The 16,014-nt window shown below is 44.0% G+C and carries 10 protein-coding genes and 2 tRNA genes; 1 reads left to right on the top strand and 11 read right to left on the bottom strand.

Features of this window, described 5'->3' with window-relative positions; genetic code table 11:
• Positions 1 to 7 precede the first annotated feature (7 nt).
• The 11 genes from AC3IRT_RS00485 to AC3IRT_RS00435 form a co-directional block, all read right to left on the bottom strand.
• Complete coding sequence (locus AC3IRT_RS00485) at positions 8 to 3,262, bottom strand: SusC/RagA family TonB-linked outer membrane protein (protein ID WP_489394598.1); 3,255 nt, start codon at positions 3,260 to 3,262, stop codon at positions 8 to 10.
• A 48-nt stretch (positions 3,263 to 3,310) separates the two neighbouring features.
• Complete coding sequence (locus tag AC3IRT_RS00480; protein ID WP_489394597.1) at positions 3,311 to 4,474, bottom strand: ROK family protein; 1,164 nt, start codon at positions 4,472 to 4,474, stop codon at positions 3,311 to 3,313.
• Positions 4,475 to 4,696: 222 nt separating this feature from the next.
• Positions 4,697 to 4,771 (bottom strand) — tRNA-Val (locus AC3IRT_RS00475).
• Between the two features lie 11 nt (positions 4,772 to 4,782).
• A tRNA-Val gene (locus AC3IRT_RS00470) sits at positions 4,783 to 4,860 on the bottom strand.
• Between the two features lie 108 nt (positions 4,861 to 4,968).
• A complete protein-coding gene (locus AC3IRT_RS00465; RefSeq protein ID WP_489394596.1) occupies positions 4,969 to 6,945 on the bottom strand; it encodes an FUSC family membrane protein in 1,977 nt (658 codons plus the stop codon).
• Between the two features lie 152 nt (positions 6,946 to 7,097).
• Entirely contained in the window at positions 7,098 to 9,125 is a 2,028-nt protein-coding gene (locus tag AC3IRT_RS00460; RefSeq protein WP_489394595.1) for a putative porin, read from the bottom strand.
• Positions 9,126 to 9,176: 51 nt separating this feature from the next.
• Complete coding sequence (locus AC3IRT_RS00455) at positions 9,177 to 9,992, bottom strand: purine-nucleoside phosphorylase (RefSeq protein ID WP_489394594.1); 816 nt, start codon at positions 9,990 to 9,992, stop codon at positions 9,177 to 9,179.
• 90 nt (positions 9,993 to 10,082) lie between these two features.
• The gene (locus AC3IRT_RS00450) at positions 10,083 to 11,591 is read right to left on the bottom strand and encodes a sodium:solute symporter (protein WP_489394593.1); all 1,509 of its coding nucleotides are present in this window, start codon (positions 11,589 to 11,591) and stop codon (positions 10,083 to 10,085) included.
• Between the two features lie 11 nt (positions 11,592 to 11,602).
• Complete coding sequence (murQ, locus tag AC3IRT_RS00445; RefSeq protein ID WP_489396151.1) at positions 11,603 to 12,427, bottom strand: N-acetylmuramic acid 6-phosphate etherase; 825 nt, start codon at positions 12,425 to 12,427, stop codon at positions 11,603 to 11,605.
• A 40-nt stretch (positions 12,428 to 12,467) separates the two neighbouring features.
• Positions 12,468 to 13,706: an exo-beta-N-acetylmuramidase NamZ family protein gene (locus AC3IRT_RS00440; protein WP_489394592.1), complete on the bottom strand. Its 1,239-nt coding sequence runs from the start codon at positions 13,704 to 13,706 to the stop codon at positions 12,468 to 12,470.
• A 78-nt stretch (positions 13,707 to 13,784) separates the two neighbouring features.
• Positions 13,785 to 15,440 (bottom strand): glycoside hydrolase family 10-like protein, encoded by a 1,656-nt coding sequence (locus AC3IRT_RS00435; RefSeq protein ID WP_489394591.1) that lies wholly within the window; start codon positions 15,438 to 15,440, stop codon positions 13,785 to 13,787.
• A gap of 166 nt (positions 15,441 to 15,606) precedes the next feature.
• Here AC3IRT_RS00435 and AC3IRT_RS00430 point away from each other — a divergent pair, with 166 nt between their 5' ends.
• Positions 15,607 to 15,999, top strand: a complete 393-nt coding sequence (locus tag AC3IRT_RS00430; protein ID WP_489394590.1) for a RidA family protein — start codon at positions 15,607 to 15,609, stop codon at positions 15,997 to 15,999.
• The last annotated feature ends 15 nt before the right edge of the window (positions 16,000 to 16,014 follow it).

Raw genomic sequence — 16,014 nt, 5'->3', positions numbered from 1 at the left:
GTACGTCTTAGAAATTAGCATTTAACGAGAAGCCAAAACTTCTAGTGGCTGCGGTAGAGCCGATATCAATACCTTGAGAGTACCAGAAGTTTCCAACAGGCGCTTCCGGATCGATGTTTTTGATGGTTCTGTAGAAATAGAACAAGTTACGACCAACCAATGAAACGCGTAGGTTATTCATCTTCAAACGATCGCTGAATGAGCTTGGTAGTCTGTAGCTAATCACCGCCTCACGCAACTTGATGAAGTTATTGTCCAATACCGCTGCTTTTTCATTCCAAGCATCGTTACCCCAGTAGAAGTTGTTCATGTAATATTCCGCACCAGTAAGATTTACATCATTGGCTTGTCCTGTATTTTCATTCACACCGTCTAATGTAATACCTGTCTCGCGGTATTCCAATGTACTTTCTAGACGACCAGCACCATATGCATATTTATGCGGTGTAGAGATCATCTGTCCACCAAAACGGTAATCTGCGGTGAAGTCAAAGGCGAAGTTCTTGTATGCAAAAGTATTGCTCAAACCACCAATCGCTTTCGGCATAATGTTACCCGCTTTGATGTACGTGCTTTTGTCGATGATGTAATTACCTTCGTCGGAGATCAACAACTGACCATCTGCATTCGTAGCACGTGGATGTACATAGATATTTCCTAAAAGTTCACCTTCTCTAGCTTCAAGGCGGATCGAACTTTGATCTGCATCGTAGAAAATTAAACGTGGAACTCCGTCGATTAATTGATCTAAACGAGAACGGTTGTTTGCAAAGTTCAAACGTGTATTCCAAGTAAAGTGCTCACTGCGAATCGGCGTACCGGTCAAAGACACTTCCCATCCACGGTTAGAGATATTACCTACGTTCACGATTTGTGTAACCGCTCCTGTAGAGTAAGCATTGGATAATGGCATAATTTGATCTTTGATCTTATTGTTATAATAAGATACGTCTAAGCCCAAACGGCTATTGAAGAATTTCAAATCCAAACCAAATTCAACCTCGGTTTTCATCTCTGGCTTAAGATCAAAATTACCGTAGTTCTCATTCACGTTCAATGCCGGTACCGGACCATTTCCTGTGATGATCGCACTTTGCTTGTAAGCAATATTAGACACATACATTGGTGCATCATTACCTACCACACCGTATGATGCACGAAGTTTACCAAAATTCATGAACTCTGGAGTTTCAAATGCTTCCGTAAATACAAAACCAGTATTCACCGATCCATACAGGTATGGGTTATTTTGCGAAGGTAGTGCCGAAGAGTATTCTTGGCGACCAGTAGCTTCTAAGAATAAGTAATTGCGGTAGCTAAAGTTAGCCAATCCGAAGTAAGCATATTTAATCAACTGCTTACGAACGCTCGTTGTGGTTGCTTGCGCAAAGGTATTGTTCAAACTAAACCAGTTTGCCGTAACCAAACCGCCCTCTGTACTAGAAGATTGATCATTATAGTCTTCCATACGAGATTGGAAACCACCACTTAAGCTGAAATCCACATCGTCAGAAATTTTGTCGGCGTACGTTAACAATGCGTCTCCGTACACGATGGAATACAATCCTTTAGAAACAGCATACCTACCGGTACTATTGGTTTCATTGAAACGCGTAGCATACTCATTATGCTCTTTGTTTTCGATATTCAACGAAGTTACATCCGTTCCAAGGCGTCCTCTCAAGTTCAATTTATCGACAATCTTCCAGTTCATCGTTGCACTGGATAAGAAACGATCTTCCTTCTCGGTGTATTCATTACGATTCTGTTGCCAGAAGTAATTTAACAAGTTTACACCACGATAAGCTACCGGAAATTCTTCCGGACGGTTAGATCCAACGGTAGAAAACTTATAGCCATCAGAAGTACGATACAATTGATCGCGCATCTTGGCTACATCTTCCGCACCGCTAAAGAAACCTCCGTAAGAAGCTAATACATCGCCCATCAAACCAGGGCGGTTATTAGTTTTGGTAGAGATATACGAAGCTACTACATCCAAACTAAGGTCTTCATGTAATTTTACATTACTATTCAAGTTGAATGTACTTCTGTTTTGTTTACTTCCCGGAACAATGGCTTTGTAATCCATGTTGGTCGCAGAAAAACGGTAGTTTAACTTCTCTGTCTGGTTAGAGATACTCACGTTGAAGTTGCTGTTGTGACCTGTTTGAAAGATGTCACCGTAGTTTCCTTTATTTGGAGAATAGGCACGCACGGAGCCATCCCACCAACGTACATCGCCACCATCATATTTAGGGCCAAATTGTCCCCAAGCATTGTAATTCAAAAGACGCTCGCCTGGGAAAGAAGGATTATTGGTAATCCAACCTTCTTCGTTAGCTCCCGCTTGCAAATTCGTTGCCGCATCATATCCCGGTCCATACTCATATTGCAAGCGTGGTAAGAAAGCAGCCGTTTCGATAGAACCCGTGTAGTTGAAGTCGATACCTAATCCACGATCTTTAGATCCTTTTTTAGTCGTAATAACAATAACGCCACTCGCTGCATCCGATCCGTACAATGCCGTAGCACTGGCACCTTTCAAGATCGTCATCGATTCGATATCGTTCGGGTTGATATCCAACATACCGTTGCCACGGATTCTGTTATCATTCCAGATCGCCTGTCCACCCGGATTAGTAATACCACCGGTGTTGTTCACACCTGCTGCACCACCTTGTTGATCATTACGAATCATCACACCATCTACCACAAATAAGGGCTGACGATTATAGTTCAACGAGTTGATACCACGAATCTGCATGTTCACCGCACTCGAAGCACCACCTGGCGCCGTCGTGATCTGCACACCTGGTGCTTTACCGTATAATGCCGAACCGATGTTGGTATTTCCAGCTTCCGTTAATTCCTTAGCAGAAATCGTGGTCGCGGCATAACCCAAAGCTTTGGTTTCTCGCTTGATACCCATTGCGGTCACCACGACCTCACCGACTTCCCCTGCTTCTTCTCTTAGCACCACATTGATTGATCTGTTGGTACCGATGGTGAAATCTTGCGATACGAAGCCGATCATCGAAAAGCGTAATACTTCGCCTGCGGCTACATTAATGTTGTACTTTCCGTCGGTATCCGATTGAGTTCCCCGGCTAGTCCCTACCACATTAACTGTCACACCCGCGAGTGGACCATCTGCACCTGTCACGCGACCGCTGACAGCTTGCTGTGCGAACGTAACTGTTGTGCATACGGATAGCAGCAGCAGCAGTAGAGCGCAACATTTGTTGTGAAATTTGCTCATTTGTTGTTTGTATTTATGGTTAATTGTTATTTAGTATTTCATAGGAATTCAGATGTTCCATTTTGCTTTATCCAAAGCCACACATGCCCCACCCAGTAATTGTACCTGACTTAAATCCGAAATCAATAAGCTAGTGTGTTTAGAAAGTCGATCGATGCTATATTTCATCAAAGCACTCTGAATCTGCGGTAATAAAATACGCCCCACCTTCGCCCCGCGTCCAGATATCACGACATATTCAGGATTGATAATGTGGATCAGCGTAGCCACTCCCTTGCCTAGCATAAAAGCTATTTTGTTGAGCGATTCCATCGCCAATTGATCGCCCTTATTTGCCGCATCCATCAATTGATCGCCGCGGATGCTTCCCTGTGCGCTATAAATGCTTTGCAGTGAAGAAATTTCTCCCTGACTCAGCCGCAGGCTAGCAGATTTTACCGCAGCAGTAAGCGATGCCTCTACTTCTAGGCAGCCTCTTTTGCCACAGGAACACAAGGTATTTTCGTCCGACAGCGGAATATGGCTGAATTCGCCTGCATAACCGCTATGCCCTTTAAACAGACGATCATGGATAATCATGCCCAGTCCCACACCCCAGTTAAGATTGACGACCAAGACATCTTGCGATCGCTGCGCCTCGCCAAAATTCTTCTCAGCAATAGCAATGGCGGTCGAATCATTCTCCATCCAAGTTTGAATGCCAAAATGATCCTGAATCGTTCTGCATAGATTAAATAAAGGATGATCTGCTGTGTAAGAATGATTTTGTCCGGTCGCCGAATCCACAAAGCCAGGGATGGTAAGCCCAATGGCCATAATTGGCTGACCGACATGCGCTTCTAGCCACTCGGCAATCATCGTTTTGATCGCAGCGACGCATACGTCGCCATCTGCAACTGGATTACGAATAGTCGTGACCGTTCCTAAAATTTCGAAGGATAAATCGTAGATCGCAACACTCGTATAATACTGATCAATGGAGACAGAAAGTATATTAGGTAGATTTTGATGATTGAGTCGGTATTGTAATGGCCTCCTACCGCCGCTAGATACTGCATAACCGCATTCGAGCACAATACCCATCGCAGTTAACTGGTTGATAACCTTGGTCACATTAGGTATACTTTTGCCTGTGCGAACGGCCATATCTGCAACCGCTTGCATTTTAGCAAAGCATAAATTCTTCATTACCAATGTCTGCGCCGCATTCATAAAAAGGTCTTTATAGGACGCTCCAAAGATATTGAATTTAATAATTAATTAACAAGAGCTTTTTAATTTTTTTACAAACTTTTATAAAGTTAAATAAGGATGGTCCAAAAGACTGTGCAGAGAGGTAGAAATAAATTTTAGGATTTTGGTTGTTTCGCGCTGAGAAAATATGCGCTCTGGGTAAAAGTAAAAAGCATCAATTTCTTGATGCTTTTTTTGGAGTGGAGGATACTGGGTTCGAACCAGTGACCCCCTGCTTGTAAGGCAGGTGCTCTGAACCAGCTGAGCTAATCCTCCTTTTTTTACTATGGTGGAGAATACTGGGTTCGAACCAGTGACCCCCTGCTTGTAAGGCAGGTGCTCTGAACCAGCTGAGCTAATTCTCCTTCTTGTTTGCGTGTGCAAATATATGCCTAAAATCTGATTTTCAAAACTATTTACCCAAATTAACGCAATAAAACACCAATCATACGGATTATCAAGGAGATAGATTTCTACAACTCGCCAGACAGCTTCTGTAAATCTGCATGCAGCGCATCTAAGTAAGATGTACGCGGTAGCAATGCCGCAGCATCCTGTTCGTTGCCCACTTCTGCAGCCGCTACCGATAACCCAATCATTAATGAGTTGACGCGATATGCTAGCGAATGAAACGTATACAAACGCCGCCAATTCCGGCGTTTGGCACCAGGTTCACGACGCAATTGATCCATCGCCGAAGAGAAGGCTGCCAAAGCGCCATGCGCCATCTTCCTAGCCAAACGAAGATCATTGGCATCCACATCTAGTCGGCTAATTTTTTGTAGCACTACCTTACGGTACTCTTCTCCTCTATCCACCACATCGGCCGCCAATTTTGTCAATCCTTTGCTCTGCCGTACCGGAATGAAAAACCACCCCGCCAAGGCCAACAGACTACCAATCAACGTAAAGATAATTCGGCTACCCAGTATATCAACCATATTGCCTTCATATACATGCAGCGCCATGATAATTCCTGGCGTAAGGCATAGCACGCTGAGCATATAGTTGATCCGATTGAAAAAGAAAAATCCAAATAAGCCACAAACCGCTAATGACAATAAAACAGCTGGAGACGATATCAGTAATAACAGCATGGAGCCCAATAAGACGCCCGCTAACGTTCCGATAATTCGCTGGGTATTTCGCGTATTTGTATTGGCAAATCCAGGTCTGGCCACCACGACCAACGTAATCAGAATCCAATAGGTATAATGATATTCTGGCAAAAGCAATCCGATACTGCCTCCAATACCAAATAACAATGCCAAACGTAGCGCAAAGGGAAACACGGCCGTACGAAAGGAAAACTGATACCGCAACGCACTCACACCACGCGGAGCACGTGCTATGTAGCGTGAATAACTATATTGCCCATATACGGGCTGTTGCGTATCTTTCCCATCCAGCACCCATCGGATTCGGTGAATGCATGCTATAATAGAACGGGAATTGCGAATGGTGGCTCCCAACACCTGCGCCTCTTCACCAGAGAGCGTATCGAGTTTTGCGGATAACGTACGCATAATCTGCTCTATTTCCGCATCCTTCGTATGGCGCTTGGTCACTTGCAGGCCGCGCGCACTTTTCCACGATAGGAAATCTACCTCGTCAGACAATAATAGTATTAGCGTTCGAATAGATTCTAATACCTGCCATGGCGCCAATAGCTTTCGAATCGCATCGTAATCGTGATCCAGCGCAGCCAACAATTCATATAGGTCGGTGACGCCCAAAGTTTGCTTGATCCAATATTCACTAGCATCAGATGATGAATCTGTCAACCGTTTTTCCCGTAGCAGTAGATTGCGTACGTTTTCCTGCTGCTCACTCACTTGCAGATGCCGTTTACCCAATTGTTTATAAGCACTTTCAAGTGGTACTCGTTCATCATAAAATTGCGCCTTATTTTTTAGCATCACCGCCATACGATAAAAGCTATCTGCAATCGCATAGCGCAATGATCGATAGGGGAATAATAGCACTTGTAATACGCTGATGAGGAAATACCAAAATACACCCAATGTAATATACAGACCATAGGTGAGTGGGTCTGCTGGCCAAAGGCCAACGGTAAACGTAACTAAAATCAAGGCCATCAATCCCATCGCAGCGAAGCGTCCGCCATAAATGGAAATCATGGTGAAACCAAATGCGGCAATCATCAACCACAAGATCAAAACAACAGGAAAGGTAATCGCACTTGCCGTGATCCAAGCCGTAATACCAAACAAAGGAATAGTCCACAGTGCCGATTGCAACTTATTCTTACGATTGCCCGGCAGATCCGTAAGCGATGCAAATAAAGTCCCCAAGCCAATCATAATGGCTTGATCTAGGTATCCGAGGTGAAAGAGAAGAAGACCGGGAATAATAGTGGCCAATGTATTTCGCACGGCATCTCCTCCATGTTCGCCTAGAATAAACAAGTGAATATGATTAAATACCAATTTTTCTTTTGATTTTTTTGAAATACTTGAAACTATGTTCTGAATTTTACCCATTTCACTACAAAAGTACGCATATTAATTTATAACCTGATGTCGTGGTGTACACCATGGTTAAACCATCTTATAGCATAAATTGATTGAGGTTTAATAAATTAATCGTAGAATTTCCACGATAATCCAAAGCGGATGTTGGCATCTTGCATCGGATATCTTCTAACGGTGTAGAATCCATTCGGTGCAATATGTTGGTTTACGAAATTATAACTTAAGAATAAATTTACGCGTTTGATATTGGCCGTAGCCCAAATATCGAAAATCGGATAAGTTGAGAATTCGATATCCGCGTTGTCGTTGTAAAACTGACCCGCATTTAATGCATACGAAGGATTTCGAAATGGCGTGTTGAAGCGAGCATCCAATCCTAATCTAAAATCTAACACCTCACTAAGTACGTCGGCATAGTAAAAGCTATGCCACGTGTATAATTCTGGGATAGCCAGTACGTCCATGGCATCCGATTTTTGATAAACCGCTCTATTGTCCAAATGAAATTTTCTAAAGCTAAAATTTTGTGTCACTGTTAGCTTCAACAAATTTAGTGCTCCATGCTGCGCCGGCTCAATAACACGACTAAAAGCAGGATCGTCTTGCGGATTAGCCACTTCTCTGAAATAGAGAAATCCATCCATTAGAAAATACTCGGCCTTACCAGAGAAGCGTAACTTCGGGTTCACATAGGAAAACGAGAGATTCTGCGTTCTTGTGTTACTAAAATTAGTTTCTTCAGGGCGCCATTGATGGTACGACAAGTTGGCTCGCTGAAAAATCATTTCTGGAGATTTACTTTGCGTATAGGCGCCTAATTGGATATGACCCAAATTATCCCCTCCGGAAATATTAGCTTGTGCTTCGTAGAGAAAATCTCCAAAATTCTCCCCCAATACAATTTGGTTTACACCCAAGCTTACATCTACGCGATCCGAGAACTGATAACCTAAACGGCCCTTGATCATACTATTTTGAAACGTTGTTCGATAGATGGTATCTTGCAATAGCGCGATATTATTAGAGTCGCGTTGCCTATCTTCCCCATACCAAATCAAATCATTCTGAAAGCCCAAATCCAACTTAATTTCGTTGGCTAATGATGGACTACGCAGAAAGAAACTATACGTAAATTCATTCGTCAATGTGGTTACTCTAGTAGTATCTCCTACCTGCACCAAGTTGTTGAGTGGAAATATCCCATTGGCATCAGCTTCGTTCTTGTAAAACATATAACGCCGATTTTGCAAATAGAGATTATGCGCCATGACATTGGTAGGCCGGATTTCCATCTCTGGAAGATTTTTATTGATCGTATCAATACGGCCAACATAAAGCGATTGCCGCATAAAAAAACCGACATCCTTCCACTTCGTCCGCGGACGATCCGCATTCGCACCCCGAAGATTAGGAATTTCACTTAAGGACCCTCTACTTTCTGGATTATTGGAGAATACCTCATCATTCACAATAGAACCATTTTCTGAGGCATCCAACGTATTAAACGTAAAATTCGTCAAGAGGTTGTATCGCAAACTAGGTGATTCATACCAAGAGAATACGCTTCCTTTTCGGTCACTATATTGTTGATTCTGATAAAAACCATCCGTGTTGGCCGCATTATATTCGGCCCCGATGTTGAGACGAGAGTGAATATTTTGTGCTAGCTTTGCCCGAAAGATCTGATCATTAAAGAAAAAACCAACGGCATACAATTCCGAATACCGAGCTCGCGCACGGTAATATTGCACAGAGTCTGCTTTCACCAAATAACGGTCTAGCGCATTATATCCCGTTTGAAAACCGATACTTTTATTGGGATTGAATAATAAATCACGGGTCGCTAAACCATATGCCCCCAAATTGATACTAGGATTCCACGGCTGCAGTTGCTTATTATAATACTGAAAGTTGTGATGCGTGGTGTCGATCTGAAAAGTCTGTGTGCGTTGCTTAAGCGCTGCTAAGGTAGTATAACGCACAAAGCGCGCCGAGAAAACCACCGAATCTTGCTTGTTATCCTCTGCTGCTCGCGCAGAATCTAGGGCCGAACTGAACTCTTGCTCTTGTGCAATAGCCACAAAAGACAAACAACATAACACGACACACAATAGAAACGCCCTCAACAAGATCATCTTTAGTAAATTCCCGGCAAATTGAGACAAAAATACATCTTATGCGCCAATTTATTGCAACACAATTAGTTCTTTTAACAGTCGCGTTAATTTGGGCTCCGCATCAGATGCGACTTCCACAATCTCTTGCAAAGAAACTGGATGCAGATTCGCATGAAACCCTTCGTCGGTCACGACGGAAATCGCACAAACGGGCAAACTCATATGATGCGCTACGATCACTTCAGGCACGGTGCTCATCCCGACAATGTCGCCGCCAATAATACGCATGTACCGATATTCGGCACGCGTTTCTAAGTTTGGTCCTGGCGCAGCAACATATACCGCTTTATGTGCCTTGTAACCCAAATTATGTGCGATCGATAAGCTTTGCTCGATCATCGCCGCGTCATATGGCTGGCTCATATCGGGAAAACGCGGCCCAAAGTCGTCATTGTTTGCTCCGCGCAGCGGATTATCGGGCAGCAGATTGATATGATCGTCGATAATCGCAAGATCTCCTCTTTTGATATCTGGATTTAAAGACCCGGAAGCATTGGATAGAAACAATTTCTGAATCCCCAACAGCTTCATAATACGCACCGGGAAAGTGATCTCTTGCATATCATAGCCTTCGTAATAATGCAATCTACCCTGCATGGCTACGACATTGCGGCCATTTAATTGTCCAAAAATCAATTTCCCTGTATGAAACTCTACGGTCGAGATGGGGAAATTGGGAATATTGGAATACATCAACTGGTGAGTGATATCAATTTCATTGGCCAACTTTCCTAGGCCTGTGCCTAGGACAATACCAAATTCAGGCACAAAATCGCCTATCTTCCGACGGATGTAGGCAATGGTTTCATTGTAGCTATCGTGCATACTCAAAATATAGATCTATGATCAAACATAAACGATTTTTACTAGCTGCGCAAAAAAGCAATCATTAGTTAAGTTCTTTTAACAGTATGCCTAACGCCTGGGCACTTTCTGCACCAACTCATTTTCAGCAGGCATCTTACCCGGAGAAGTCAGTAATAGCAATAGAAAGGTGAGCAAACCATTATAAATAATGAGTTCAAAACCGACCTGATAACTCCCCAGCGCAAACAGAGAATCTGTATTAATGACTAAATAAATAATGGTTGGAGCAATCACGCTGATGATCGGAACCAACTGGTCATGTACACGCAAACGCGTTAATATGCCAAAAGCAAATAAGCCCAACAAAGGCCCATACGTATAACCAGCCGCCGTGAAAATTGCATTTACCACCGAATCATCATTCACGATCCGGAAGATCATAATCACCAATAGCATAATGACTGAAAATCCAGCATGTACGTAATTCCGTTGGCGAATCAAATGTGGGGCATTCGGATCTGCTTTCTTATTAAATTGTAGAAAATCTACACAGAATGAAGTGGTCAAGGCCGTCAATGCAGAATCTGTGGTGGCAAATGTAGCCGCCGTAAGTCCCAACATAAATATAATACCGGGCAGTACGGTCAGATAATTTAGCGCAATCTCTGGATAAAGATAATCTGGCGTACGCATTGCCGAAAGATCCACCTGATTTTTCGCGGCGTAGATGTAAAGCAATGCTCCGACGCAGAGGAAAAATAGGTTGATGATGATAAATATACCCGTGAAGGTCAGCATATTTTTCTGCGCTTCACCAATCGTGCGCATACTCAAATTCTTCTGCATAAGATCCTGATCCAATCCGGTCATCGCAATCGTCACAAATGCACCGCCAATCACATGCTTCCAAAAATGGTTGCGCGAACCTAAAAAGTCTTCCCAGACGAAGATCTGCGAATACGTACTTTCCTTGACCGCATCGAAAGCCTCCAACACCGACAAACCCAAGCCATCGGCCATAAAATAAATAGACAGCACAACCGCCAACAACAAAAAGAATGTTTGCAATAAATCAGTAATGATAATAGTTTTCAGTCCGCCTTTATTAGTGTACAGCCATATCAATAGGAGACAGATCGCGATCGTTACTACGAAAGGTACATTCCATGCATCGAAGATAAATTTTTGGAGAATAATCGCGACCAGATACAATCGAAAAGCCGAACCAATGGTGCGTGAAATCAAAAAGATCATCGCCCCCGTTTTGTAGCTACGATGTCCCAGCCGCTCTTCCAGATAGGTATAGATCGACGTAAGATTAAGTCGGTAATACAATGGCAACAACACGTAAGCAATCAGCACAAAGCCGAGTGCATTCCCTAGCACAAACTGAAAGTAACTGAAATCATTGGCGCCTACAGCTCCGGGAACAGAGATAAAGGTAACACCAGAAAGCGCGGTGCCAATCATTCCGAAAGCCACCATATACCATTTCGCATTGCGGTTAGCCACAAAGAAAGTAGCGTTGTCAGAAGATTTTCTGGAGGTAAAATGCGCAATGGACAATAGCACGCCAAAGTACACAATCAGAAAACATAATAAGATAATCGGCGACATAAATTAGGGCGTTAAGAGTTTTTCAGATCTGCTTCATAATGCGTAGCCGCAGCACGCACACTGCCATACTTTTCTAGGTAAGCTTTTGCACTGGCTTCGTTGGCACCCGTTTCATCCATCACCATCTGTACCGCACGCGCGACTAACTTATGATTGGATAGCTGCATATCCACCATTTTATTTCCTTTTACGCGGCCGAGCTTAATCATCACAGCTGTGCTCAACATATTCAAGACCAATTTTTGTGCAGTGCCAGCTTTCATTCGTGTCGAGCCAGTCACAAATTCAGGGCCTACCACCACTTCTACCGGATATTGCGCTGCTGTCGCAATAGGCGATCCCGCATTACACACAATACAGCCTGTTGCCAAACCAGCTGCGTTTGCGCGCGCTAATCCGCCAATGACATAAGGCGTCGTTCCTGACGCGGCTATGCCGACTATGACATCTTTCGAATTAATGTCATACGCTTCCAGATCTTTCCAAGCTTGCTCCGCGTCATCTTCTGCATTTTCGACCGCTTTGCGAATCGCGGTATCGCCACCTGCAATCAATCCCATCACCCAATCGGCTGGCACACCAAACGTGGGCGGACATTCAGAAGCGTCGACCACACCTAAGCGACCGCTCGTGCCAGCTCCAATGTAAAAAAGGCGTCCACCAGCTTTCATCCGATCAGCGGTAATATCTACTAACTTCTCAATAGCTGGAATGGCCAATGCTACCGCATCGGGCACGGAATGATCTTCTTGGTTGATATTAGTCAACAATTCGGTGGTCGACATTTTATCCAACCCTTGGTGATTCGATTCTTTTTCGGTCGTTCTGATGATCATAATAGGATAAATAGAGTGCTGGTAAATGTCTGTTTTTACTTTATTCAAAATCTGGATATAGCAAGTACTTCTTGCGCATTGTTTTATAAGTCGTCAATTCTTCCTTCCACGAATTCCTGATTTCCGATTCCGTCATACCAGCGATGATTTGCTGCCGCAATTGATCGGTACCCGCCAGCTTGTCGAAGAAATCCGAACGGGTGAAAAATCTTTTCTTATCCGGCATTTTCTGGTAAAAATCTAATAGGTAATGCAACGTAAACTGCTGTTGATCGGGATCTATACCGCGCAGATCCAATCCGTAATTTAGCTGCCCTTTGCCTTCCACGTGCTTGGCCATACCCGATTTTTCGCCAGGTGTAAATTTAAAATCTCCAAACACAGGGTCTGGATATCCGACAACCTGAAAAGGCCAATCAGTGCCTCGGCCGATAGAAAAATCGGTAGCCTCAAATAAACACAAAGAAGAATATAGCCGCACAGAGACATCGTTTGGTAAACTTGGAGATGGCACCACGGGCAACACATAGCGTGTAGCGTGCGTATAATGTTGAACAGGAATAATATGTAGCTCACAAGTGCGGCCTTCTTCGAGCCAGCGTTCTCCATTAATCATTTGCGCCAGCTCTCCAATAGTAAGGCCATGCACCATCGCAATTTTATGAAAGGAAATATTGGCTTTAAAACGATCATCCGATCGGACTGGTCCATCTACTTGATCGCCACATGGGTTCGGGCGATCTAGAACGATGAGTGGCTTATTGTGTTTGGCACAAAGCTCCATCACGCGATGCAACGAAGTAATGTAGGTATAGAATCGTGCACCCACATCTTGCAGATCAAAGATCATCACGTCGATAGATTGCACAATCTCATCCTGCTTGTCGTTGCCACCGTACAAAGTCGGCAACGGAATGCCCGTTTTGGCGTCTACCTCATTGTCAACTTTTTCGCCACGCTCTACTTGCCCACGAAAGCCATGCTCGGGTGCAAATACAAACTTCACGTCGACATCTTCGGCTAATAAATAATCGACCAGATGTGTACTCGTATCTCCGACGATCGAAGTCTGATTGGCCATCACGCCCACTTTCTTCCCTTTTACTAAACGCAGATATTTCGCTGCCTGATCGGCACCCGTCAGAATTTGTGGCACTTCCTGCGTCACCGAATCTGTCGGTGTCACCGAAGATTCTGCGCGTTTGCTAGCGCCAGAAGAACAGCTTACTTGATAGAGACCACTTAATAGGAAGATGATAATAAGTCGAGCGTAGATCATATCAACTTTTGTTTTTTATAAATCTATTCAAAAAAATCAACTTCTTAAAGTGCAGCACAAACCGCTATTGCAAAGCCGCTATTTCACGTCGTACGCGAGATAATCACTCGCATTGCCTAATCGATCTATAGCTTGTACCCCTACGCCGCGCAACTTAGCTCCCTGCTTATTGGGCGAAAATTCGGTCGATGTAATATCCCGATCGTAGATCGTATATTCCCAATTCTCACCGTACTTGACATATACTACCCAGTGATTGACGTCTTCTGGCGAGCGATGCAGCCATTTGGCAAACACAGCGCCTGTTTTTTCTTTCGTGAGTAACAAGGTTGGCGTGATCAACGGCGTGGTTTGCAACCAAGGTGAGGCAGGCACCAAAGCTTTCTCCTTGTACGGCCCATTGACTAATGCTTGCACCATTGCCGGACTTTTGGTCAAGCCGGCAATACTCCAGTGAATAACGCCTTGGCTATTCGGCACTATTTGACGCGTCAATTCTACTTGGCGAACGATTTCTGTCGGGCGATCTGCCGTACGCACTTCCACGGTGTTTAAGCCCGGCCAAAGGTGGCGATTGTGCTTGTTCTCCGATTGCCACCAACGCAATAAAGCGGGAAAGCTTTGACGCGGAGGATCGATCGCCCAATACAATTGTGGCGCAAAATAATCTACCCAACCTTCGTTTAACCACAATTTGGCATCGGCGTACAATTCATCGTATTGAGATGATCCGGTAATTCCTGATGGATATCCCGGTTTCCAGATTCCAAACGGACTCAATCCAAATTTAACATGCTTCTTTTCGGCTTTGATCTCTCCGTAAACGCGCTTGATGAAGCGGTTTACTTGATCGCGACGCCAGTCGGGACGCGAGAGATTGCCGCCGCGTTGGCGGTAGGCATTCCACGAGGTATTATCTGGAAAGTCAGCGCCTCCATTATAGGATGCATACGGGTAAAAATAATCATCGAAATGCACGCCATCAATATCATAGCGTTTTACAATATCACGTACCACCATCGAAGCATGATCTTGTGTGGTTTGATCCGCTGGATCAAACCAGTACATGCCGTTTTTTAAACGAACCACATTTTGTGGAAATTTCTTCACAAGCGACGCGCTTCCCACACCACCACCGGAACTATGATGTGCCCGATATGGATTGAGCCAAACATGTAATTCCAAACCGCGCTTATGCGCTTCTTCTACCCAAAACTCCAAAGGATCGTAATACGGATACGGTTTGCGACCCGTTTCGCCCGTTAGGAAATAAGACCAAGGCTCCAATGATGAATTATATAATGCATCTGCAGATGGTCTTACTTGGAAGATCACCGCATTAAAATTATTCTCTTGTAACAGATTCAAAAGCGTGATTGCTTCTTGTTTCTGCTGCTCTGTCGATAGGTTGTTTTTCGATGGCCAGTTGATATTGGCTACCGTAGCGATCCACGCTGCGCGAAATTCGCGACGAACTTCTGGCAGCTGCGCACGTATCGGTTGCGGAACTTCTTTCTCGGCTACTTTCGTCGCTTTTACGACTTCTGCGGCACGAGATGTCTGTGCTACCTCAGCCTCCTTTGGCCCTTCTAGCTCCGGTTTGCCCTGCGCTACGCCTGTTACTTCGGTATTTGGTTTTACCAATACTTTGCTTCGCCGATTCTTGCTACCGCAAGAAAACAAAACAAACATCATCACTAATCCTACACATAAAAAACCAATTCGTTGCCTCATATTCAAAAAGTTCATAACAAGCAAAACTACAATTTTATCTCTCAAAAAAAAGAATTGTCCATCAAGGTCATCGGCAATTAAATTTTAGATTTTTGCTGCTGTGTCGTACATTAGCTGTACGCATACGAACAGCACAACATATTTACATCATTACACGTTATATCCCATGTCTGAAAAGAAGATATTTAATACAGAAGCAGCACCAAAAGCCATTGGCCCTTACAATCAAGCGGTGCAAGCCGGAGACACCTTGTACGTTTCTGGCCAGATTGCATTCTTACCAGAAACCATGCAATTGGTAGCGACCGGAATTGCCGATGAAACGCATCAAGTGCTCAAAAATGTATCTGCTATTCTTACGCATGCTGGATACAGCTTCAACGATGTGGTCAAAACGTCTATCTTCATTAGCAATATGGACGACTTTGCGACAATCAACGAGGTATATGCACAGTACTTTGCGGAAAACCAGCCTGCGCGCGAAACCGTAGCTGTGAAGACTTTGCCCAAAAACGTAAACGTCGAGATCTCCGTCATCGCCTGGAAAAAAGGCTCTTAAAAATCTGATTTCCCG

It is taken from the genome of Sphingobacterium sp. KH_072 (assembly GCF_057837975.1).
This window is presented reverse-complemented; position numbering and strand designations above follow the sequence as displayed.